We start from the raw sequence: 23,244 nt of genomic DNA on the forward strand, positions 1-23,244 counted from the left end.
ATATTACTGAATAAAATAGAATGGCCCTGTAATACAGGGCCACATTAAGAATGTTTGGCGATAACACGCTAACTTAAATCGATATTCTTGTGTCCGAAAAACCAAGTCAGAATAAATCCAGCGATATATGAAATCAGTAGGCCGGCGATATAAACCAGCATTCCGGCAAAGATCCCTTGTCCTGATGTCATCAGCGGAATAGACACTAAACCTGATGGACCAAATACGGTATTCAAGCCTACCGGTAGCCCCATCCAAGCAACAAGACCAATAAAGAAGCCACCCGCAGCCCCCCCGACACAGGCGGTAATAAATGGCTTCAGGCGCGGCAACGTCACACCATAAATAAGTGGCTCACCAATACCCAATAGTCCAGGGAAGATAGCCCCTTTAATTTGAGTTCGCAGAACAGACCCTTTTGGTGACCGCGCATAAAGAGCTAATGCCGCCCCCACTTGGCCTGCACCCGCCATGGCTAAAATAGGAAATAGCGAGTTAAATCCTTGCGCATCCATTAAGGCAAAATAGACCGGCACAAACCCTTGATGGATACCAAAAACCACGGCAATCAGGAATAGCCCAGCGAGAATAGCCGTGCCAAAAGGGTTACCATTTAAATGCATAAACAACCAAGACATGCCTTTAAACAGCTCGCCACCTAAAGGCATAATGACCACAAAGGTAATTGCACCGGTAATCAGTAGCGTGATTGTCGAAGTGAGGATCATATCCAGATTATCAGGAATAAATCGGCGCACCTGCCGCTCAATCCATGCACCCGCCATACACGCCAGTAGAACACCAATAATATTGCCGCGGGGATCAATCACCAGCCCAAAGAAGTTTTCCATCCCAGCGTAATAGCCAACGGTCCCTTCTGGTACATAACGTAAAATAAATAACGAAGCGATAATCGCACCGTTGACGCCGGTCCCACCAAAAGCTTTCTGAGTATTAAAACCAATGAGGATACTCAGGAAAGTAAATAACCCGATGCTGAACACTTTCATGTAAGCAATAAGCCCCACCAACCATGAGGATGGGGTTACACCTTCCAAAACCAGTGTTTGTTGCAGTAGCGTTGCTATCCCCAGCAATAAGCCTGCGGCTATGAAGCCCGGGATAAGTGGGGTAAAGATGGTCGCGAATTTGGTCAGAAAGTTATGAACAGCACTTTTCTGTTTTGCTTTCATCTGTTGTTTGGTCTGGCTTGCCAGCACTTGTAGATCAACATCATCAGTGCTGCCATTGGCCTGCTGTGGTTCAGCACTTAAAACCTTGTTCATCATCTCGCTGGCCGTTTGAGCTTTGCCCGGGCCAAGAATAATTTGCAGTTGATCGTCGCCATTGACCACCCCCATGACTCCGGGGATTTTCTTCAGGTTTTCTGATTGTATGAGCTGACGATCTCGTAACGTGAGACGCAACCTTGTCATGCAGTTTCCGCAGACGGTGATATTTTGACGCCCACCAATGCAGAGTAAAATTTGTTCTATCGTCGAACCCGTTATTTTTGCCATAGTTATACTTTGATCTCCTGCCGTGCTTTACGGATAAATCCTTTATTCTTGTTAAGGATCGCTCCCGCATCTTCAGCAGACAGACCACTTAGTATCATCATAATGGCTGTTTTGCAGTGGCGGTTGCATTCATTAAGTGCGTCTTGCGCCTCATCGGTGGAACATTCCGTTGCCTGAACAACAATGTCGATCTGGCGTTGTACCAACTTGGCATTGGTTGCCTCAACATCCACCATCAGGTTGCTATAAACTTTACCACTTCGGATCATGGCGCCAGTCGTTAGCATGTTTAGAATTAATTTCTGTGCGGTTCCTGCTTTCATTCGTGAAGAGCCGGTGACAACTTCTGGCCCGACGAGGGCTTCAATGGCGATATCTGCTACTTTGCTCATTTCGCTATTCTGATTACAAGAGATGGCCACAACCGTCGCCCCAACACGATGCGCATAAGCCATCGCTCCGAGGACATAGGGTGTGCGACCACTCGCAGCAATACCGACGAGCACATCACGGGCATTAAAGTTAAGGTTGCACAAGTCTTGTTCGCCCATTTCACGACTGTCTTCGGCATTTTCAACGGCCTGTAAAATAGCGGTATTTCCGCCAGCAATGAGGCCAACGACCATCTCCCGTGGTGTACCATAAGTCGGTGGGCATTCACTGGCATCCAGAATGCCTAATCGCCCAGAAGTCCCTGCCCCACAGTAAATTAATCTGCCGCCTTGTGCGAAAGCCTCTGCAATAAGATCAACCGCCTTAGCTATTTCAGGCAGTTTTTCTTCTACCGCAAAAGGGACTTTTTTATCCTCATTATTGATAATCTCGAGCATATCCAGTGTTGAAAGAGTGTCAATTTGAGCACTAGCGGGGTTTCGGCTTTCCGTAACCATTGAGCTTAGATTAATCTTCATTGGGACTTCCTTTTATTTAAATTATCGGCGATGTTAAGGAATTATTTATTTATTAAATGTGATGTTTATCACGGCAAAATCTATTCTAAGCATGAGCAATTTGAGGAATAAGCACAGATAAAAAACCACAAATATAAAAATTATTTTCATAATATTTATGCAGTTACGCCTAGGTAATAAAGGTATTGATGCTGGAATAATCTATTGTTTTTTACAGGGAAATTTTTGATGTCGATTCTAAATGAAATAACCTGGTTACTGCCTGAGCTGGCAGAAAATCAGCAAAAAATTGCAAAATATATTCTTGATAACCCAGAGGCGATCCTCAGCATTTCTTCCTCTCAATTTGCAGAGGATGCTGGTGTGAGCCAATCAGCCATCGTAAAGTTTAGTCAGAAGATTGGAATGAAAGGGTTCCCTGCGTTGAAACTTGCCATTAGCGAGGAATTGGGACGGAATAATTTATTTAAATCTTACCCACATAAAGCGCTACATAACTCCATCTCATCAGAAGATTCACTGATGGTGATGGCGCAAAAACTGGCACACGAGAAAACGGCCTCCATTATGGAGACAACTCGCAAGATAAATTTCTCTGTTTTCCAGCATGTTGTCTCTCTGATTAATACCGCCTCACGAGTACAGATTGTGGGGATTTGGGGATCAGGGCTTACAGCAAAAGACCTGAGTTACAAATTACAGAAGATAGGTATAGTGACCCTTGTTGAAGCCGACCTTCATGTGCAGATTGCTGCTGCCCTGACACTGACCCCTAAAGATGTGCAGATAGTCCTCTCTTTCACCGGTAGAAGGAAAGATATGCGAATTGCTGCAACTGTTGCTAAAGCACAGGGGGCAACTGTAATAGCCATTACGGGCAGCAAAGTCTCTCCGCTGGCTAAAATTGCAGATTATGTCCTTGAGAGTATTTCTGATGAAAATGAGTGGAGAAGCTCTTCGATTTCTTCGCGAACGGCTCAAAATACACTCACCGATCTGATTTTTCTGGCATTAATGCAACTGCGACAAGAAATGGCTAAACCATTGATACTGAACGCAAGTATGACAATAAATAATCTGGATGATTGATATATGCGAGCCGGGACGAATAGCATTTTCAGTAATGTAGGTGATATATCCAGGCTATCTCATTGCCAGCTTTTATTTTTACAGTTTTCATTTAGTAAGAGATTTCCTACAATATGAGTCATGGATGGCTGTTAAATAGTGATATCGAGAAAAAAATAATAATAAGTATTCCTGATGTCGAAAAGTTATTCCTTGCTCCAGAGCCTTAAGTATCAGGCTTTAGGAAATAAACTTATAAAAAAGGAATAATAATATTCCTTTTAGTGAAAAATGGTGAATCAATCAACTGTGATAATTATCACTTTATTGCGTGAGCTAAAAAGTAAAATCCCCCGGCAAACGTAAATAACGGAGGAATTAATGAAAAAAATAATACCCGCGATTCTATTATTTAGCACCTGCACAAATGCAGGTGTTATTCCAGACTCACAACTTAAAGAAATGTGGTTATCACCAAAAATATCAGCTGAAAAAGTCATCTCTAAAATGAATTTTGATGAAAAACTTGGGCAAATATTGATGGTTGATATTCGTTCGTGGAGTAATGATAACAGCAGTGATAAAAAGCCCTTCACTGAAATCAATGATACTGTCAGCCAAATAATTCATGACTACCATTTAGGCTCAATTATTCTTTTTAGAGAAAATCTAATTGATACCCCGCAGACAGTTGAGCTCATTAATAATCTACAGCGTGCTCGTAGTAATTTACCGTTGTTTATTAGCACCGATCAAGAAGGGGGATATGTCACCCGTTTACGAGTCGGGACTGAAATGCCGGGAAATATGGCATTAGGGGCGACAAGATCAGCAAAACTGGCGCAACAAGCCGGGAGTGTACATGGTTATGAATTATCCAGCCTTGGTTTTAATTTTAACTTTGGTCCAGTAGTTGATGTCAATAATAACCAAAATAATCCTGTCATTGGGGTCCGTTCTTACTCAGATGATCCGGTGCTGGTGGGGGAGTTAGCACGTAGTTATATTCAGGGTATTCATAAATCCAATGTACTGACTTCGCTAAAACATTTTCCCGGCCATGGCAATGTCTCCTCGGATACTCACTTTGCGCTACCAACTGTTAATATTGATAAAGCTGCATGGCAACAAATAGAGCTAAAACCCTTTGTTGATGTTATGCCGGTGACCGATGCCATTATGACTGCTCATATTGTCGTACCGGCACTTGATAACACCCAGCTGACAAATATTAAAGGCGAGAAAATTGGTACCCCCGCGACATTATCGAAGCCGATCCTAACGGATATTTTACGCAATCAGCTTAAATATAATGGTTTAATTCTGACTGATGCCATGGATATGGGGGCTATTACCAACAATTTTGATCGCAACTGGTCTATTAAACAAGCCATTATGGCGGGGAATGACATTGTATTAATGCCGATGGAAATTAAAAATAGCGCTAGCGTTGAACAACTTAATGCACTTTATGGCTATTTGAAGGCTGAATCTGCAAAGGACCCAGCACTTAAACAACGCATTGATGATGCCGCGCAGCGGGTGATTTATACCAAACTCAATAAGCGTATTTCTCCAGATCCACATGATACTGCAATAGCGGAAAAAATTGTTGCTTCAGAAAATCATAAAAATATTGAGAACTTTATCTCTGAACAGGCTATCACACTGATTAAAAACGATAATGTTTTGCCTTATCATCTTAAACCGCAGAATGGCATAATGGTGTTTTCTGATGAAAAACCACGTAATGAGCTAATTACCAAACACCTTCATGATATTGCAAATCAATTTCATGTCACCTTTGATGTTAAAAGCCAAGTGATCAAACTGGATAAAGATGATATTAGCTCTGAGGATATAGCAAATCAGATCAAGGGACAGAACTTTATTATTTTGGCAACTTATAACCTTAAGCTTAATCCTGTTAATGCGCAGCGAATTATCGATGCTGCTAACAAAGAGAATATCCCTCTAGTGGTGATATCTAGCCGAAATCCTTACGACATAGCCTATTTATCTGGTGTTAAAGCTAATATCGCAATTTATGGTATTACTGGATTTGATGTGACCAATAACGTACGCAACAGTCTGGAAACAAACATTCGCAGCGGACTACGAACATTATTCCAAGGACCAAAGGGTAAGTTAGATGTGTTGGCAGAGCCTCGCGGAAAGTTACCTGTTGATATTAGAACACCAGATAATAGCCAAATACTCTATCCACGTGGTTATGGATTAACAATGTTATAAATATCACGGAAGGTTAAAATGAATATAGCAAAAGGATTGATGGTGCTTAGCGCCATAGCGATGTGCATGCCCGTATTTGCCGATGAATTTGAAACTGACTATGACCAAGAAATTATTAAGTTAAATAAAAGAATCCAACAAATAGAACAAGAAAAAAAAGAGGCACAAGATAAGCTAAGACAAAAAGCATGGAATTTTGATACCTATATTGGCGCAGAGCAAGAAATAGACAGTGACGAGAGTTGGAAGTTTATCAAAGGAAGTATGGCAACATCACCTTATGTCGGTGCGTATATCTATCAGAATGACTCATTATGGTTATATGACGTTCAGTTCTTAAAAACATATTTGGACAATAATCCAGAATATGACCGTACACGTTGGCAGGCTGGGGTCACCAGAACTTTTCCTTTTACTTATGATGGTAAAAGTGGCAATACAAAGTTACGTCTTGGTTATCGTAACGACAACTGGCACTTCCCTTCGATTAATAATCCAGTACTGGCAGATCCTGCCTATAAGGGAGATGTTCGTAAAGGTGAAGAACGGCACGAAATTTGGATCCGTCCACAGGCATATTATAAATATTCAGAAAGTCTAAGTTTTAACGCCAGTCTCTCATTTCGCTTGATAGATCGGAAGTTAGATTATGCACGTGCCAAAGGAAATTACGGAGTCTATAAACGAGATTGGAGTCAAATTAATGAGCATTTCGCTGGGGCTAATATCACTTTTAACCAGAAAAACTCACTTTGGCTCAACTATTTATACATTGATGAACAGTTGGTAAATACCCTTTATAACAAAGAGCATTTCTTATGGGGCCTTTACCGCTATAAATTTGATAATGGTTTACTACTGATGCCCTATACGCGCTTGGCCTTGGTCAAGGGGACACAGAGTTTTCGTGACTCGAATAATCATGAAACACTGTATAAAGAAAAAAATCGTAGCCGCTATGGTTTCCAAGTGCTTTATCCACTGACGAAGCAAACCTCAATATTTGCAGATACTTATTATCGTCCTGAGCAGACTTGGACAAATAACAATAAGACCAGTAACAATTTTTGGTTCTGGGCGGTAGAGTTGAGGCATAACTTCTGATATTAATTAAGCTATATCAGAATATTAATTCATTAATCGTGAGAGATAAGGAATGAGATATTTCCTGCAAACATTATTGTGTCTGTGTTCATTATTTATGATAAATGTTGGCTATGCCAAGGTCACTCAAGACATTATTTTAGGTATCGATCAGGAAAATGTGTATGGACCACAACTTAAAAATAAGCGCATTGGCTTAATGGTAAACCAAAGCTCGATTAATAAAGAAGGGCGTCATACCATCGACAAATTATTATCTGAGCAAAAAAAATACCATTTCACTGTGACAACATTATTCTCTGTTGAGCATGGCATACGTGGAAATGCTGAGGCTGGGTTAGGCGATGATAATCATATTGATAAACAGAGCGGTCTCCCTATTATTTCGTTGTATGGTCGAGATAAGGATGGTCGCGTGCGTGCACATCCTACCGAGGCACAATTATCTGATGTCGATATTGTTATTTATGATTTACAGGATGTGGGTGTCCGTTATTTTACCTACACCATTTCTATGCACCATATGCTGGAAAGTCTGCAAAAGTACCATAAGCAGTTTATGGTGTTCGACAGACCTAATCCGCTGGGTAATCATGTCTACGGACCAATTCTTGAAGAAGAGAATATCTCGGGTATAGGGATGCATCCTGTGCCTATGGTACATGGGCTGACGTCGGGTGAGTTTGCTAAGATGATAGTGAATGAGGGATGGCTAACGCATTTTGATGATACTCATTGGAAAGCTTTTGGTGTCAAAGCCTATCAGTTTCCTCCTCAGAATTTGACGGTCATCGCCATGGGGAATTATACACATGAGTCACCGTATTCATTGCCGGTGAGACCTTCGCCCAATTTACGCAGTGATCTGGCTATTCATCTCTATCCTTCTTTGGGAATATTTGAAGCAACCAGTGTCAATATGGGGAGAGGCTCGGATTATCCTTTTGAGCAATTAGGGTTCCCAAGTAAGGAGTTTTATATTAATACCTGTTATGACGTTGATATTAACCAGCAGAAAACAGGGTGGCCGCATGCGGGGAAAGAAGTCTGTGGCGAGAGATTTTCTGCAACAGATATAACCGATATCCAACCGACGATACGTTATTTTGTTGAATGGTGGTTCAAATTTAAAGAGGCGGGTTATTCAATGGTCATCCCACCACAAATGGAGTCCAACTATCTGGATTATCAGGAAAAATACTTTTTAATCCGTCCCCTTTGGCTCGCTAAATTAACCGGTACACGCAGTTTGGTTAAATTAATGGAAGAAGCCACAGAAAGGAAATTGACCATTGATGAAACAGTAAATTATCTAGAATCCAACTGGCAACCCGGCATTAATAATTATTTAAAGCTACGCGAGAAATATAAAATCTATCCTTAAATCCATCACTCTTCTTTGACGTTTGAGGTGCCAGTGAAAACGGCACCTCTTTTTTTGTGTTTTTTATTCTAAACAGAGCATCGTCGGTGATTCAAAACAAATAAAAAAGGAGTCAGACGATTGCTCATCTAACTCCTTTCTAAATTTGGTGGCCCCTACTGGACTTGAACCAGTGACCAAGCGATTATGAGTCGCGTGCTCTAACCAACTGAGCTAAGGGGCCAGACTTGGGCGCTGATTATACGGTAGTTTTTATCCTGCGGTCTAGAGCTGAAGAATCAGATGGGTGTTTTATGCACAAAATTAAGGTTTTTTACGGGCTTAATGGGTAGAGAGAGATGGATATCGCCAAAATACTCAGTATCAGGCTAAAAAGAAAAACCCCGGCATGCCGGGGTTTTTTGTGTGCTTGTCACTGCAATTGACGATTAATCGTCAAGGAAGCTACGCAGCACTTCAGAACGGCTTGGATGGCGCAGTTTACGCAATGCCTTAGCTTCGATCTGACGGATACGTTCACGGGTAACGTCGAACTGTTTGCCCACTTCTTCTAACGTGTGGTCAGTGTTCATATCGATACCAAAGCGCATACGCAGAACTTTCGCCTCACGCGCGGTCAGGCCAGCTAACACATCGTGAGTGGCAGAACGCAGGCTCTCAGAGGTTGCAGAGTCCAGCGGCAGTTCCAAAGTGGTATCTTCAATGAAATCGCCCAGATGTGAATCTTCATCATCACCGATTGGGGTTTCCATTGAGATTGGCTCTTTCGCAATCTTCAGCACTTTGCGAATCTTGTCTTCCGGCATCAGCATACGCTCAGCCAGCTCTTCCGGCGTTGGCTCGCGGCCCATCTCTTGCAGCATCTGGCGTGAAATACGGTTGAGTTTGTTAATTGTCTCAATCATATGCACCGGAATACGGATGGTACGCGCCTGGTCCGCGATAGAGCGGGTGATTGCCTGACGAATCCACCAAGTTGCATAAGTTGAGAACTTATAACCACGACGGTATTCAAATTTATCTACTGCTTTCATCAACCCGATATTACCTTCCTGAATTAAATCAAGGAATTGCAGGCCGCGGTTGGTGTATTTTTTTGCAATAGAGATAACCAGACGCAGGTTAGCCTCAACCATTTCTTTCTTGGCACGACGCGCTTTCGCTTCGCCGATAGACATACGGCGGTTGATGTCTTTTACTTGCTCAATTGTCAGACCGGTTTCTTCTTCGATCTGGCGTAGTTTCTGCAAGCTACGTTGAACATCATCCGATACATCTTTCAGTTTCTCAGACCATGGTTTACCCATGGCGATTGCGGCTGCAAACCAAGTGTCGCTGGTTTCATTGCTCGCAAACAGTGTCACGAAGTTTTTCTTCGGCATTTTGCACTGTTCAACACACAGTTTCATGATGATGCGTTCTTGGGTACGAACGCGGTCCATCATGGCACGCATGTTATTGACCAGATAGTCAAACTGCTTCGGTACAAGACGGAACTGTTTGAAGACTTCGGAAAGTTTTAGAATCTCGGCAGCAGCATTTGCATGGCTACGACCGTTTTTCTTGATTTCCATGCGCGCGTTCTCGTACTGCTCACGCAATTCGCTGAATTTCTGACGAGCCAGCTCTGGATCGATGCTGTTATCGTCTTCTTCTTCTTCGTCGTCTTCATCTTCGTCGTCGTCGTCATCCATCTCTTCAGAGGATAATTCAGAACCAACGTGAGTTGCTGTTGGTGCAATATCTTCTTCAGCGTTTGGATCAACAAAGCCGGTAATCAGGTCAGATAGACGAGATTCACCCGCTTCAACGCGGTCATATTGTTCCAACAGGTAAGTAATGGCTTCAGGATATTCAGCAACTGAACACTGAACCTGATTGATACCGTCTTCGATACGTTTGGCGATATCAATCTCACCTTCACGTGTCAACAGCTCAACGGTACCCATCTCGCGCATGTACATACGCACCGGGTCGGTAGTACGCCCGATTTCGGATTCAACACTGGACAACACCTGTGCAGCAGCTTCAGCCGCGTCATCGTCGGTATCAGTGGTGTTCTCGGCCAGCATTAAATCATCGGCATCAGGTGCTTCTTCCAGCACTTGTATGCCCATGTCATTAATCATCTGGATGATGTCTTCGATCTGATCGGAATCGACGATATCTTCCGGCAGATGGTCATTGACCTCAGCATAGGTCAGATAGCCTTGCTCCTTACCACGGGTGACAAGTAGCTTCAGCTGTGACTGCGGGTTTTGCTCCATAAGACGGTATCCACACTTCAGAGTATTTGGGTTGGTGTCGGTCGGCGAAACCGCCAACAATAGCATTTGGGGCTGTTTTTTTTGTCGCCGTTGCCCGCTATGACGGCATGTTATGGGGATTCGCCCCCACATTTATCGGCAATTAAGCCGTTAGGTATTTCATTTTTTTCTGGCTAACGCCAGATTCAAAGACCAAAGCTCTTTACGTTCTTCGGCGTTTAATCCATGTGTACGATCACGCGCTATAAGTGTTTCCTGACGTTGCTCCAATATGGAGTCATACAGGCTGGTTAGCGTGTCGACAAAAGTCTGTTCGACCATGTCCTCAACAATCATGTGGTTCCATGTTGCGAGAGTTTCAAGTTGTTGGCTGAATTTATTATCACGGTACAGTTCTAATAACTGTCCGGTTGTTAACCCCGGTTGGGCTAAACAAGTCTCAACCAACTCAATAAATAACGGTAAACCGGCTAACTTGGCTTGCTCAACACCCTGCAACGAGGGGATAAGTGTAGCCAGTTGTGGGTTTTGTACCAGTAGCCCTATAAGTATACGCATGGTTGTGCGTTTTAGCTGGGGCGGCTGGTAGCTATTTATGTTTTCAGACTGCTTCGGCATCAACTTGTCAAGCTGGCTATCATCAAGCAGACCTAACTTACTACCTAACTGTTGGCGCAGGTAAAGACGCAAGGTTTCACCGGGCACTTGGCTTATCAGAGGGAGTGCCAGAGTACTTAATTTGGCGCGCCCATCTGGGCTACTCAAATCAACCTGCGGCATCAATGTTTCGAACAAGAAGGTTGAGAGTGGCTGCGCCTCCTCCATCCGTTGTTCAAATGCATTTTTTCCTTCTTTACGTACCAGAGTATCGGGATCTTCGCCATCAGGTAAAAACATAAAGCGTAACTGACGTCCATCATTGAGATAGGGCAGTGCAGTCTCCAATGCGCGCCAGGCTGCATCTCTACCTGCCCGATCACCGTCATAGCAACAAATGACGTTATCCGTCGCGCGGAATAATAACTGAATATGCTCCGCGGTCGTTGCTGTACCCAGTGAGGCAACAGCGTAATCAATACCAAATTGCGCCAGTGCCACCACATCCATATAACCTTCAACCACGAGTAAGCGGGTTGGGTTGGGGTGGTTCACTTGCGCTTCATACAAGCCGTATAATTGTCGGCCCTTATGAAAAATTTCTGTTTCCGGGGAGTTGAGGTATTTCGGCACTCCGTCACCCAGAATTCGCCCACCAAAAGCGATAACACGCCCGCGTTTATCGCGGATAGGGAACATGACGCGCTCACGAAAACGATCGTAAGTTCGCCCTGTATCATTAGTCACCAACATCCCTGCATCGTTCAGCGCAGTGCGGCTTTCGCCATCACGACCAAAACGTTTTAAGGCATTGTCCCAACCTGGGGGGGCAAAACCGATAGCAAAATGTTGAATGATTTCTTCACTCAAACCGCGATGTTTAAGATATTCGCGTGCCTGATTGGCGTTCTGGCCCTTGAGTGATTGTTGATAGAATGCACTTAGGCTTTCCATCAGTTGATAAAGACTTTGTCGTTGGTGACGTTCGATCTGGGTGGTGCCGGTTCCTGCCTCGTAAGGCACTTCCAGCCCGTGCATGGTGGCTAATTCTTCAATACTTTCGACAAATTCCAGTCGATCGTAATTCATCAAAAAATCAACAGCATTACCATGAGCGCCACAGCCGAAACAGTGGTAAAACTGCTTTTCGCCGTTAACGGTAAATGAGGGTGTTTTCTCATGATGGAACGGACAGCACGCGTGATAATTTTTGCCCTGCTTCTTCAGCTTTACCCGGGCATCGATAAGATCGACGATGTCGGTACGAGCCAGCAAGTCATTGATAAATACACGTGGAATTCGTCCAGCCATAAGCCCCTATTCGGTCAGTCCATAAACGAGAACAAGCCGCGCATTCCTTTCGGAAAGCACGGCCTTCGTATGCAACTACTCGATCTGCGCATTCTTAGAACATAAAAAATGACGCGGTGGGGTTACCCCCGAAGAATTAATACAGACGAGTGCGGCGTGCGTTTTCGCGAGCCAATTTCTTCGCGTGACGTTTTACAGCAGAAGCTTTAGCGCGTTTACGTTCGGTAGTCGGTTTTTCATAGAACTCACGACGACGAACTTCAGCTAAAACACCTGCTTTTTCGCAGGAACGTTTGAAACGACGAAGAGCTACGTCGAACGGCTCGTTTTCACGTACTTTAATTACCGGCATGTGCCTCTCACCTCAATAGAAATCGGTTTGCTGCTGGCCAATCGCCAGCCTTCTCAAAATGGTGCGGAATTTTACTTCAATGGATGCTGCTTTGTAAAGCACCACAGCAAATTGAAACAGGCACGCCCCTGTGATGTCGCCCCCGTTCTTTACAAGAAAGTTGGTGCCGAGAGTGCGACGGCCGCTGATTATATACTAAACAGGGCCATTGAGCGAATTTATCAACATTCTTTTCAAATGCGACAACTATCAACAACATTCACGTTATTGGCGTGCCAAAATGCCGCTTTTCTGTTCAATTTAGGATCAGAAATCATGACGTGAGACACGGTTATGCTAAACTGTCGGCCGCACGTGAATGATGGGAAATGTAATGCGAGTTTTGGGTATAGAAACGTCCTGCGATGAAACCGGAATTGCAGTGTATGACGATGAAACCGGTCTGCTGGCTAACCAACTGTACAGTCAGGTTAAATTGCATGCTGATTATGGTGGCGTAGTGCCAGAGCTGGCTTCCCGTGATCATGTGCGCAAAACTGTGCCATTGATTCAAGCCGCGTTGAAAGAAGCCAATCTTAGCGCCAAGGACATTGATGGTGTGGCATATACCGCAGGTCCGGGTTTGGTTGGCGCATTGCTGGTAGGAGCGACCGTTGGCCGCGCATTAGCTTTTGCTTGGGGTGTCCCCGCTGTGCCCGTCCATCACATGGAAGGCCACTTGCTGGCGCCGATGTTGGAAGATAATGCACCAGAGTTCCCGTTTGTTGCGCTACTGGTATCTGGTGGTCACACACAACTAATCAGTGTGACGGGTATTGGTGAGTATCTGTTGTTGGGGGAGTCTGTCGATGATGCAGCAGGTGAAGCCTTTGATAAAACAGCTAAATTATTAGGGTTGGATTATCCTGGCGGGCCGATGTTATCGCGTATGGCACAACAGGGGATCGCTGGGCGATTTACTTTCCCGCGCCCAATGACTGATCGCCCAGGGCTGGATTTCAGTTTTTCTGGCCTGAAAACCTTTGCGGCGAATACTATTCGAGCGAATGGTGACGATGATCAGACACGCGCTGATATTGCCCGCGCGTTTGAAGATGCAGTCGTTGATACGTTGGCAATCAAATCCAAACGCGCACTGGATCAAACCGGTTTTAAACGTTTAGTGATTGCCGGCGGCGTGAGCGCTAACCGTACCTTGCGCTCAAAATTGGCAGAAATGATGCAAAAGCGTGGCGGTGAAGTCTTTTACGCACGGCCTGAATTTTGCACCGATAATGGCGCGATGATCGCTTATGCGGGGCTGATTCGGCTGAAAAGCGGTGTGAATAGCGAGTTGGCGGTGTCGGTGAGACCGCGCTGGCCGTTGAGTGAGTTACCGAAAGTCTGATCAGAAAGGCTAAGCGGGGCTGCGGCTGTGTTGCCGCAGTCATTCAAAATACTCATGGACCATAAGTCCACTGCGTTTTTTCATTCCTTTGCGCCTTGCCTCGCTCCTGCTTAGCCATTCTGACTTTGGCGGGGTGGTGAAGTAATTCAATAAATTAATCTTCTTTCTCTTCTAACTCTGCGGCTTCTTCGGCAGGGGTTTTCTGCTTTTTCTTTCTGAGTTTATCCCAGATTTTACTCTCTTTGCCGCGCCATAAACGTTGGATATTATCGTGGTGACGCATCAAAATCAGGCAGGAAAGCATGGCGACCGGGAAGGTAAATTGGGGTTTGAACCACCAGACGTAGAAGGGGGCTATCAGGGCGCTGATAATGGCCCCTAAAGATGAGTAGCCACTCAGTAACACGGTTAACAGCCAAGTGCCGGTCATTAGGCCGGTCAAATCCCAGCCGATAGGCGCAATAGCACCAAATGCCGTGGCAACACCTTTGCCACCTTTAAAGTGGAAGAATACCGGGTAAATATGACCAAGGCAGGCTGCAATGGCGGTCAGGCCAAGATAGAGTGGCGAAACGTGTAGCAGGTAAGCAATCCAAACTGGCAGCATACCTTTCAGTACATCGAAAATCAGTACTGTTGCGGCAGCAGCACGGCCACCGATGCGCAGTACGTTGGTTGCTCCGGGATTGCCGGAGCCATGCTCACGCGGATCGGGTAGCTTGGCAACCCGGCAGACCAGGATTGCACTGGAAATCGAGCCACACAAATACGCGAAGATAATCATGCCAAGCGCGATAGCACTCATAACACCGCCCTGTCGAATAATGATCGTTTTAATCGCAACATCAGTGGATAATACGCATATTCGGCTGGAAGTGGTATCCGGCAGGCACAAAAACAGAGAATGACGTGATGGATATCGTATTTATTGAGGAACTCAGTGTCATAACCACTATCGGTGTTTATGACTGGGAACAGACCATTCAGCAAAAGCTGGTGTTCGATATCGAAATGGGCTGGGATAATCGTAAGGCAGCCGTCAGTGATGATGTCAATGACTGCCTAAGCTACGCAGATATCAGTGACACCATCATAAAACACGTAGAATCGCAGCGTTTCGCGTTGGTTGAGCGAGTGGCTGAAGAGATTGCCGAGCTATTACTCCAGCAGTTTAATTCTCCATGGGTGAGAATTAAGGTCAGTAAACCGGGAGCTGTGGCGCAAGCACGCAATGTCGGCGTGGTGATTGAGCGCGGCCAACGGCCCAACTGACGCATTGCTCTGTAGATAGCATATTTTTTCGCTGTCGTGACATAAAAGTGCAACACAGCATCAATAATGTGGTCTGATTGCATCATATGGCGTGATAAATTAAGCAATATTGAATTTGAACGGCATTGTTTTGTTAACGACCGATATTGTTTTTATCGGTACAGTTTGCAGCATTGCCGTTTTTTTGTGATCTCACATGGCTTGGGTATCGTAGATGACGGATATGTATTCGCTGTTTGTGGCTTTTGTTTTGGGTGTGGTGGAAGGGCTTACTGAGTTTCTACCGGTGTCATCTACTGGGCATATGATTATTGTCGGCGAGCTTTTGGGCTTTACCGGCGATAAAGCAAAAACCTTTGAGGTTATTATTCAGTTAGGGTCGATTTTGGCTGTGGTCGTCGTGTTCTGGCGGCGCTTGTTCGGCCTGATTGGCATTCATTTCGGTAAAGTCCCTCACGAAGGGAAAACCAGTGGGCACCTGACATTGGGCCATATTTTATTGGCGATGCTCCCAGCAGTGGGTTTAGGGTTAGTTTTTCACGATGTTATCAAATCACTGTTTAACCCACACAGTGTGATGTATGCACTCGTCGCTGGCGGCATATTGTTGCTAGCGGCCGAATGGTTTAAACCGAAAAATCCTAAGGCTATTGGGCTGGATGATATTACTTATCGCCAAGCCTTTGCGATCGGTTGCTTCCAGTGTCTGGCGTTGTGGCCGGGTTTCTCTCGCTCAGGTGCCACTATTTCTGGCGGGATGCTGGTTGGCGTTAACCGTTACGCCGCTTCTGAATTCTCCTTTATTTTGGCTGTACCGATGATGCTAGGGGCGAGTGGGTTAGATTTATATAAAAGCCTGCATTTCCTGACGTGGGGTGATTTACCGATGTTTGCCGTCGGGTTCATCACTGCATTTGTCGTCGCGCTGATTGCTATCAAAACCTTCCTATCACTGATTAAGCGCATCTCTTTTGTGCCTTTCGCCATTTATCGCTTTGTGGTAGCTGCCGCAGTGTATTGGGTCTATATATCGTGATTCAGTGATTATTCCCCATAAAAAAAGCCCTGAATAATCAGGGCTTTTTTTATGTTAGTACCACCGAGAACTTAAGGCGAAACCACTTCTTGAGTTAGTTTCCATTGTGCTAATGCAAGCTGACGGCGGCGTTTTAGCTCGTCACGAATAGCCAAGCCTTGCAGCCCAGTGGCAACCACTTCCTGCACCGATACACCACTCGCCACATGGAACGCGGCTCGCAGATAATCACCCTGTGGATAAGGATTATCTTCAAAACCGGTACGGCCCCGAGCGTCAGCCTCACTGGTCATAATCATCTGCTCAAGGCGCTCAGGTTTGCGCCAAACATCAATTGCATCAAACAGCTTAAGCAGGGTTTCAGGGCGGAGCTTATTCACTGTATGGATAAGGTCGTGATATTCCGCGACCAGCTTTGCTAAGTCTCGCACCGGGTTTGGCACTCGTAAACGTTGGCATAACTGCTCAACTAACTTGACTCCCGCAGGGCCGTGTCCGTGGTGATGAGGCCAAAATTCCTTTGGTGTCAGTCCTTTGCCTAAATCATGGCACAGAGCAGCAAAGCGCACGTCAACTTCTGGACTGAGTTGAGCGGCAATGGCGAGCGTCATCAGCGTATGAATACCGGTATCAATTTCGGGATGCCATTTTTCTGGAGCAGGGACACCAAATAAGCGATCAATTTCAGGGAACAAAACTGCCAGTGCGCCACAATCACGCAGGACCTGAAAATAGATTTGTGGGCTTTGTGTTTTCAGCGCTTTCTCGGTTTCTTTCCACACTCGCTCTGGTGTCAAAGCTGAAAGCTCGCCGCTTTTGGCCATTGCCGCCATCAATGATTGAGTTTCAGGGGCGACAGTAAAGCCCAAGTGAGCAAAACGAGCAGCAAAACGGGCAACGCGTAGAACACGCAGTGGGTCTTCGCCAAACGCATCAGAGACGTGCCGTAACACGCGATGCTCTAAATCTTGTTGACCATTGTAGGGATCAAATAGCTCTCCATCATGATTACGAGCAATCGCATTGATGGTCAAATCGCGACGCAGTAAATCTTCTTCCAACGTCACATCAGGCGCGGCATAACAAGTAAAACCAGTATAGCCCTGGCCTGATTTTCGTTCAGTGCGGGCCAGAGCATATTCCTCATGACTCACAGGATGAAGGAATACAGGAAAATCTTTACCGACTTGTTGGTAACCTTGCGCCAGTAATTGTTCCGGGGTAGCGCCCACGACGACCCAATCCTGTTCAGTAACGGGGAGGTTTAATAAGCTGTCGCGGACGGCACCGCCGACCAGGTAGATTTCCATATTAACTAACCCTTCGTTTTTGACGTTATTGCGTTGTTAGCTGCTTTCATTCACCCGAATCACTTGCTGATGTAAGCTCATCGGGATTCATTCGTTTGCCGCCTAGCCATAACGCCAATAACTTTGAGTTAAACCCTTCGTTCTTGGTGTGATAGCGCTGGAGATAAAGCGGAGATGGCGACGATTCTATAACTGACCGCAAAAATTACCAGCAATCAGTTCAGTATAGTTGGGTGTGGAGAACAGATTGACCTATAGGCCGCCCTGAGTGGACAACCTATAGAGATTCTTCGTACCAAATGGGTGTCAGTTCATCCAGCGGTTATTCTTTTTACGGCTTGGGATCAAGTGTGGCAGTATCAGGCCCAGCAACAAGCCAATTCCCGCCACACCGCCGCCATACATAAACCATTGCAAGATAATGGTGCGCTGTTTGTCATCTAATTGCAGATTCACCGCGCTGACTTTCTTCTGAGCAACCACTAACTGGTTTTTCAGAGACTCATTTTCTTTTTGCAATTCAGAGATAACACTGTCGCTGGCCGCCACTTTCTGCTGCATTTCTGCGGTGCGCTGATTCCAGCTATTATCAATGTTCGCCAGTTTGTCCGTCAGTGTTTTGACCTGCTGCTCAAGATCAGGTACTCGAACACGTAAACTTGGTGTCTCACTCAGTTGATCCAGCGGGATCCATGTCGTTTTTCCCTTACTGTCGCGGATTTGGCCATAATTTGTGCCGTCATTAACGCTTATCAGGGTCACTTCATCCCCACCTTTTAGTGTGCCAACAATTCGGTATTGGTTACCGGGGCCACTATGAACGTAGGTATCTAGCTCATCAGAGATGTAGCGTTTTTCTTCAGCATAAGCGCTCAGAGAAAGAGTGAGACTTAGCATGGCGAGGCAAATTAGGCGTAATTTCTGCATTAGAGAGTCATTTATGAGTGAATATATGTGTCGATAGTAGTGTGTTCAGTTTGCCGACGCAACGCATAAACCGGAATGAGAACTATCTTACTCTCATAGCCAGCGCGGCTTTAGCCATTTTACTGCTCATTTTAACCGCGATGAAAATTTGTCTTATGAAGCCTTAGGGCAGACCCGCTAAAACAGGTTAAAATAGGGTTTGACTTGGGGCTGCCGCGTGGGCTTATCTGTGTAAAACAGGCAAATCACCACAAAAAAGGCATAATGCCCGTAATCTCGCAACATACCGGTGTGAATGAAATTATGACCGTTGAAATAGAATTGAAATTTATTGCTACTCCTGCGGCCATTGCCGCTTTGCCAGCGCAAATCGCGTCTTGGCAAAGCCAGCATTCAGCGCCGCAAACATTGACTAATATCTACTTTGAAACGGCGGATAATCGTCTGCGCCAACATGATATTGGTTTACGCATTCGTGGTTATGATGGCCGTTATGAAATGACGGTAAAGACCGGCGGTAAAGTTGTCGGTGGTTTACATCAACGTCCTGAATACAATGTTGACATTGATAGCGATGAACTCGATTTGGCCCGTTTCCCTGCCGACATTTGGCCTGAAGGTTGGGATGTAAAGGCGCTACAAGCCGAATTACAGCCTCTGTTTCGCACGGATTTCACTCGTGAGAAGTGGGTAATTACTTACGGTGAGAGCGAGATAGAGCTTGCTCTTGACCAAGGTACTATTTCGTCTAACAGCGCAGATAATGCAGTTGAACTGTCAGAGCCACTAAGTGAAATTGAGCTAGAACTCAAACACGGCCATCAGGCGGATTTACTGGCGTTAGCCACTGAATTGGCGCAAATCGGCGGTCTGCGTCAGGGCAATCTGAGTAAAGCGGCACGTGGTTATCATTTAGCACAAGGCAATCCACCACGTGAATTGCACCCGCTATTAGTGTTGCAGCCAGCACCAAAATCAACCGTTGAGCAGGGGATGGTCGCTGGGTTGGAAATGGCTCTGGATCACTGGCAATACCACGAAGAGTTATGGTTGCGTGGTGAGCCTGCGGCTAAAGCAATGATTGTTGAAGCATTGGCGATGATTCGCCAGTCACTGGCGATTTTCGGTGGATTAGTGCCACGTAAGGCTAGCACTGAGTTGCGCGCGTTATTGATTGCATTAGAGCCACAGTTAGAGCCGAAAAATGCCAATGCAGAATTACTGTGTTACAGCGCTGATTACCTTAAATGTAAGTTAGCGCTCACATCGTGGCTGGTGACTTCTGCCTGGCGGCCATTTATGGATGCCAAAGCATTGACCAAGTTCGATGGTTCATTTAAACGTTTCTGCGACATCATGCTGAGTCGGAGTGCTGCAGACTTAAAAGAGGCTTTTGCACATAATCTGGACGACGACGGTTATTTGGCACAGCTTCCGCGTTTAAATCGGCAGATTATGTCTTTCCAATTACTCTCTGGCTTTTACCCACAGAATGAATGGCATCCATATATTGATGGCTGGTTTGGCTTGCAACAGGCGATTATGGAGCGTCAAGGACATTGGCGCGATACCGCCCGTAAGGAAGCCTTATCTCAGCCCGCTTTTTGGCGCAATGGTGCTGCCCGCTAAATGATGAACAGCCTGCTTTTGCAGGCTGTTTTTATATAGGAATTCGAAATGTTGCCACTTTCATCAGAACTACAGGTGCAGGCGCAAAACATTGTACAGCGTTTTCAGGAACTGCCGGTTTGTCCGGTATTAACCGATGAAGATATTGCGGTATTGGTGTTGAGTGATTTTGTCAGTGACATGTTACTGATTCACCCTGAATGGCTGGACGAGCTGCATCAGCAACCGCCGCAAGCTGATGAATGGCAATATTACCCCCAGTGGCTAAGTCAGGCACTGGCTGAAATTCAAGACGAAGCAGCGCTGTTAGCGGCATTGCGGCTGTTTCGTCGCCGGATTATGGTGCGAATTGCGTGGTCACAGGCACAGCAAACCAGCACGACGACCGATACTTTACAGCAGCTAAGTTGGCTGGCTGAAAGTATTATTATTGCTGCACGTGATTGGTTGTATCAGGCTTGTTGTCGAGAGTTCGGTACGCCAACGAACAGTCAGGGTGAACCACAACCTTTGCTGATTTTGGGGATGGGGAAATTAGGCGGGGGCGAGTTGAATTTCTCGTCAGATATCGATCTGATTTTTGCTTACCCTGAAAATGGTCAAACACAGGGGGGACGCCGCCAATTCGATAATGCGCAGTTTTTCACGCGTTTAGGCCAAAGGCTTATTAAGGCGCTGGATCAGCAAACGATAGACGGTTTTGTCTATCGGGTGGATATGCGTTTGCGCCCGTTTGGTGACAGTGGCCCACTGGTGCTGAGTTTTGCCGCACTGGAGGATTATTACCAAGAACAGGGGCGTGACTGGGAACGCTATGCCATGGTTAAAGCTCGCCTGATGGGCGGTGCCGAAGATCATTACAGTCAAGAATTACGTCAGACTTTGCGGCCTTTTGTCTTTCGGCGCTATATCGATTTCAGCGTGATTCAGTCGCTGCGTAACATGAAAGGGATGATTGCTCGTGAAGTCCGACGTCGCGGCCTGAAAGATAATATCAAGCTAGGGGCCGGAGGGATCCGCGAAATTGAATTTATTACGCAGGTGTTCCAGCTTATTCGCGGAGGTCGTGAGCCGCGTTTACAGCAGCGGGCTTTACTGCCGACCTTACAGGCGGTGGCTGAACTGGGGTTATTGCCTGAGCAGCAGGTGGTTTATCTGAGTGACAGTTATCTATTTTTGCGTCGGCTAGAGAATTTACTGCAAGCCATTGGCGACGAACAAACCCAGACACTCCCCAGTGATTCACTGAATCAGGCCCGATTAGCGTGGGGCATGGGGTTTGCAAATTGGGCGGAGATGAATCGTGCACTAGAGCAGCATATGCAGAGTGTGCGCTTGGTTTTTGATGACCTAATTGGCGATGATACCCCTGATATCGGCGAAGATCCTTGCCATGGTTTATATAAAAGTTTATGGCAGGATGCGCTGGAAGAGCGTGATTTAGCACCATTGACTCCGCTTTTAGATGAAGCTGCTCGTAGCCAGTTGCTGATCACTATTCATGATTTTCGCCATGATGTCGATAAACGCACCATTGGCCCGCGTGGCCGCGAGGTACTGGATCAGCTAATGCCGAGGCTGTTTGCTGAAATCTGTCCACGCCCGGATGCCAATATTGCCCTGCGTCGTCTGATTCAATTGTTGCTGAGTATCGTCACGCGGACGACTTATCTGGAATTGCTGGTGGAGTACCATGCGGCACTAAAACATGTTATTCGCCTATGCTCTGCCTCTCCGATGGTCGCCAGCCAATTGGCGCGCTATCCGCTGTTATTAGATGAATTGCTCGATCCGCAATCGTTCTATCAGCCATTGGATCCCGGCGCTTACCGCGATGAATTACGCCAATATTTGCTGCGGGTGCCAGAAGATGATGAAGAACAGCAGTTGGAGGCGTTGCGCCAGTTTAAACAGGCCCAGCAACTACGTATCGCCGCAGGAGATATCACTGAGGCTCTGCCGGTCATGAAAGTAAGTGATCACTTAACCTATCTGGCTGAAGCTATTATTGATGCGGTTATCCAACAAGCGTGGGGCCAGATGGTCGCGCGCTATGGTCAGCCTAGCCATTTGCAGCAGCGTGAAGGCCGTGGTTTTGCTGTCATTGGTTACGGCAAACTGGGGGGGTGGGAACTGGGTTATAGCTCAGACTTGGATTTGGTCTTCTTACTGGATTGCCCGTTGGATGTGATGACTGACGGCGAGCGCAGTATCGATGGCCGCCAGTTTTATCTGCGTTTGGCGCAGCGCGTGATGCATTTGTTCAGCACTCGTACTTCATCAGGTATTTTGTATGAGGTCGATGCGCGACTGCGGCCATCCGGTGAAGCTGGCATGCTGGTGAGTACCGTTGAGGCCTTTGCTGATTATCAGCAGAATGAAGCCTGGACTTGGGAGCATCAGGCGTTGGTTCGAGCCAGAATTGTCTATGGCGATCCTGCGTTACATCAACAGTTTGATACTATCCGCCAGCAAATTCTTTGCCGCCATCGTGAAGATCCACAGTTGCAGCAAGAAGTTCGCGAAATGCGTGAGAAAATGCGTACACATTTGGGCAGTAAGCAGCGCGATGTTTTTGATATCAAAGCGGATGAGGGGGGGATTACTGATATTGAGTTTATTGCGCAATATCTGGTGTTGCGCTATGCCGCCACCGAACCACGCCTGACCCGCTGGTCTGATAATGTGCGTATTTTTGAGTTGATGGCCAATTACGACATTATGGCACCTGAGGAAGCAGCAGCACTGACGCGGGCTTATGTCACCATGCGTGATGAAATTCATCATCTAGCTTTGCAGGAGCAATCGAGCAAAGTCTCGGCTGATAGCTTTATCACAGAAAGAGAACAAGTGGCTGCAAGCTGGCACAAATGGCTGGTTGCTGCACCTGTGAACGTATAAATTCCAGTTATTAAT

Annotated in this window: 17 protein-coding genes and 1 tRNA gene; 9 read left to right on the top strand and 9 right to left on the bottom strand. The window is 46.0% G+C overall.

Annotation, left to right across the window (positions count from 1 at the left end):
• Positions 1–68 precede the first annotated feature (68 nt).
• Both murP and murQ read right to left on the bottom strand, forming a co-directional pair.
• On the bottom strand, positions 69–1,520 hold the full coding sequence (gene murP / locus HUZ92_RS01015) for a PTS N-acetylmuramic acid transporter subunit IIBC (RefSeq protein ID WP_050100737.1): 1,452 nt from the start codon (positions 1,518–1,520) through the stop codon (positions 69–71).
• A gap of 2 nt (positions 1,521–1,522) precedes the next feature.
• On the bottom strand, positions 1,523–2,431 hold the full coding sequence (murQ, locus tag HUZ92_RS01020; protein WP_050100739.1) for an N-acetylmuramic acid 6-phosphate etherase: 909 nt from the start codon (positions 2,429–2,431) through the stop codon (positions 1,523–1,525).
• A gap of 228 nt (positions 2,432–2,659) precedes the next feature.
• Here murQ and HUZ92_RS01025 point away from each other — a divergent pair, with 228 nt between their 5' ends.
• From HUZ92_RS01025 to HUZ92_RS01040, 4 genes are all read left to right on the top strand, one after another.
• Positions 2,660–3,520 (top strand): SIS domain-containing protein, encoded by an 861-nt coding sequence (locus HUZ92_RS01025; RefSeq protein ID WP_050100740.1) that lies wholly within the window; start codon positions 2,660–2,662, stop codon positions 3,518–3,520.
• Positions 3,521–3,880: 360 nt separating this feature from the next.
• Positions 3,881–5,752, top strand: coding sequence for a glycoside hydrolase family 3 protein (locus HUZ92_RS01030; protein WP_050140182.1), 1,872 nt, complete (start codon positions 3,881–3,883; stop codon positions 5,750–5,752).
• An 18-nt stretch (positions 5,753–5,770) separates the two neighbouring features.
• Positions 5,771–6,856: a hypothetical protein gene (locus HUZ92_RS01035; protein ID WP_050140181.1), complete on the top strand. Its 1,086-nt coding sequence runs from the start codon at positions 5,771–5,773 to the stop codon at positions 6,854–6,856.
• Positions 6,857–6,908: 52 nt separating this feature from the next.
• Positions 6,909–8,240 (top strand): exo-beta-N-acetylmuramidase NamZ family protein, encoded by a 1,332-nt coding sequence (locus HUZ92_RS01040; protein ID WP_050100746.1) that lies wholly within the window; start codon positions 6,909–6,911, stop codon positions 8,238–8,240.
• 146 nt (positions 8,241–8,386) lie between these two features.
• Here the strand turns inward: HUZ92_RS01040 and HUZ92_RS01045 are convergent.
• The 4 genes from HUZ92_RS01045 to rpsU all read right to left on the bottom strand — a co-directional run bounded on the left by HUZ92_RS01045 (position 8,387) and on the right by rpsU (position 12,767).
• A tRNA-Ile gene (locus HUZ92_RS01045) sits at positions 8,387–8,463 on the bottom strand.
• A gap of 205 nt (positions 8,464–8,668) precedes the next feature.
• On the bottom strand, positions 8,669–10,507 hold the full coding sequence (gene rpoD / locus HUZ92_RS01050; RefSeq protein ID WP_050296209.1) for an RNA polymerase sigma factor RpoD: 1,839 nt from the start codon (positions 10,505–10,507) through the stop codon (positions 8,669–8,671).
• 159 nt (positions 10,508–10,666) lie between these two features.
• A complete protein-coding gene (gene dnaG, locus HUZ92_RS01055; protein ID WP_050100749.1) occupies positions 10,667–12,415 on the bottom strand; it encodes a DNA primase in 1,749 nt (582 codons plus the stop codon).
• 136 nt (positions 12,416–12,551) lie between these two features.
• The gene (gene rpsU / locus HUZ92_RS01060; protein WP_001144069.1) at positions 12,552–12,767 is read right to left on the bottom strand and encodes a 30S ribosomal protein S21; all 216 of its coding nucleotides are present in this window, start codon (positions 12,765–12,767) and stop codon (positions 12,552–12,554) included.
• Positions 12,768–13,140: 373 nt separating this feature from the next.
• On the opposite strand from rpsU, the gene tsaD reads away from it, so the two are divergent.
• On the top strand, positions 13,141–14,154 hold the full coding sequence (tsaD, locus tag HUZ92_RS01065) for a tRNA (adenosine(37)-N6)-threonylcarbamoyltransferase complex transferase subunit TsaD (RefSeq protein WP_050100753.1): 1,014 nt from the start codon (positions 13,141–13,143) through the stop codon (positions 14,152–14,154).
• A 154-nt stretch (positions 14,155–14,308) separates the two neighbouring features.
• On the opposite strand, the gene plsY is transcribed toward tsaD, so the two are convergent.
• Positions 14,309–14,959, bottom strand: a complete 651-nt coding sequence (gene plsY, locus HUZ92_RS01070) for a glycerol-3-phosphate 1-O-acyltransferase PlsY (RefSeq protein WP_032911234.1) — start codon at positions 14,957–14,959, stop codon at positions 14,309–14,311.
• 107 nt (positions 14,960–15,066) lie between these two features.
• Between plsY and folB the strand changes: the two genes are divergently transcribed.
• Both folB and bacA read left to right on the top strand, forming a co-directional pair.
• On the top strand, positions 15,067–15,426 hold the full coding sequence (folB, locus tag HUZ92_RS01075; RefSeq protein WP_050097768.1) for a bifunctional dihydroneopterin aldolase/7,8-dihydroneopterin epimerase: 360 nt from the start codon (positions 15,067–15,069) through the stop codon (positions 15,424–15,426).
• A gap of 214 nt (positions 15,427–15,640) precedes the next feature.
• A complete protein-coding gene (gene bacA / locus HUZ92_RS01080; RefSeq protein ID WP_145580109.1) occupies positions 15,641–16,462 on the top strand; it encodes an undecaprenyl-diphosphate phosphatase in 822 nt (273 codons plus the stop codon).
• Positions 16,463–16,533: 71 nt separating this feature from the next.
• On the opposite strand, the gene HUZ92_RS01085 is transcribed toward bacA, so the two are convergent.
• Positions 16,534–17,772 carry a multifunctional CCA addition/repair protein gene (locus tag HUZ92_RS01085; RefSeq protein ID WP_050097770.1) on the bottom strand — a complete coding sequence of 413 codons (1,239 nt, stop codon included), beginning with the start codon at positions 17,770–17,772 and terminating at the stop codon, positions 16,534–16,536.
• Positions 17,773–18,078: 306 nt separating this feature from the next.
• Positions 18,079–18,699 (bottom strand): TIGR04211 family SH3 domain-containing protein, encoded by a 621-nt coding sequence (locus HUZ92_RS01090; RefSeq protein WP_050097771.1) that lies wholly within the window; start codon positions 18,697–18,699, stop codon positions 18,079–18,081.
• A gap of 303 nt (positions 18,700–19,002) precedes the next feature.
• Here HUZ92_RS01090 and HUZ92_RS01095 point away from each other — a divergent pair, with 303 nt between their 5' ends.
• Positions 19,003–20,328 (top strand): CYTH domain-containing protein, encoded by a 1,326-nt coding sequence (locus HUZ92_RS01095; protein WP_050098141.1) that lies wholly within the window; start codon positions 19,003–19,005, stop codon positions 20,326–20,328.
• A 48-nt stretch (positions 20,329–20,376) separates the two neighbouring features.
• On the top strand, positions 20,377–23,229 hold the full coding sequence (glnE, locus tag HUZ92_RS01100) for a bifunctional [glutamate--ammonia ligase]-adenylyl-L-tyrosine phosphorylase/[glutamate--ammonia-ligase] adenylyltransferase (RefSeq protein WP_050097772.1): 2,853 nt from the start codon (positions 20,377–20,379) through the stop codon (positions 23,227–23,229).
• Positions 23,230–23,244 lie beyond the last annotated feature (15 nt).

The organism is Yersinia vastinensis (assembly GCF_902726565.1).
In the GTDB taxonomy this organism is placed as follows: Bacteria; Pseudomonadota; Gammaproteobacteria; order Enterobacterales; family Enterobacteriaceae; genus Yersinia; species Yersinia vastinensis.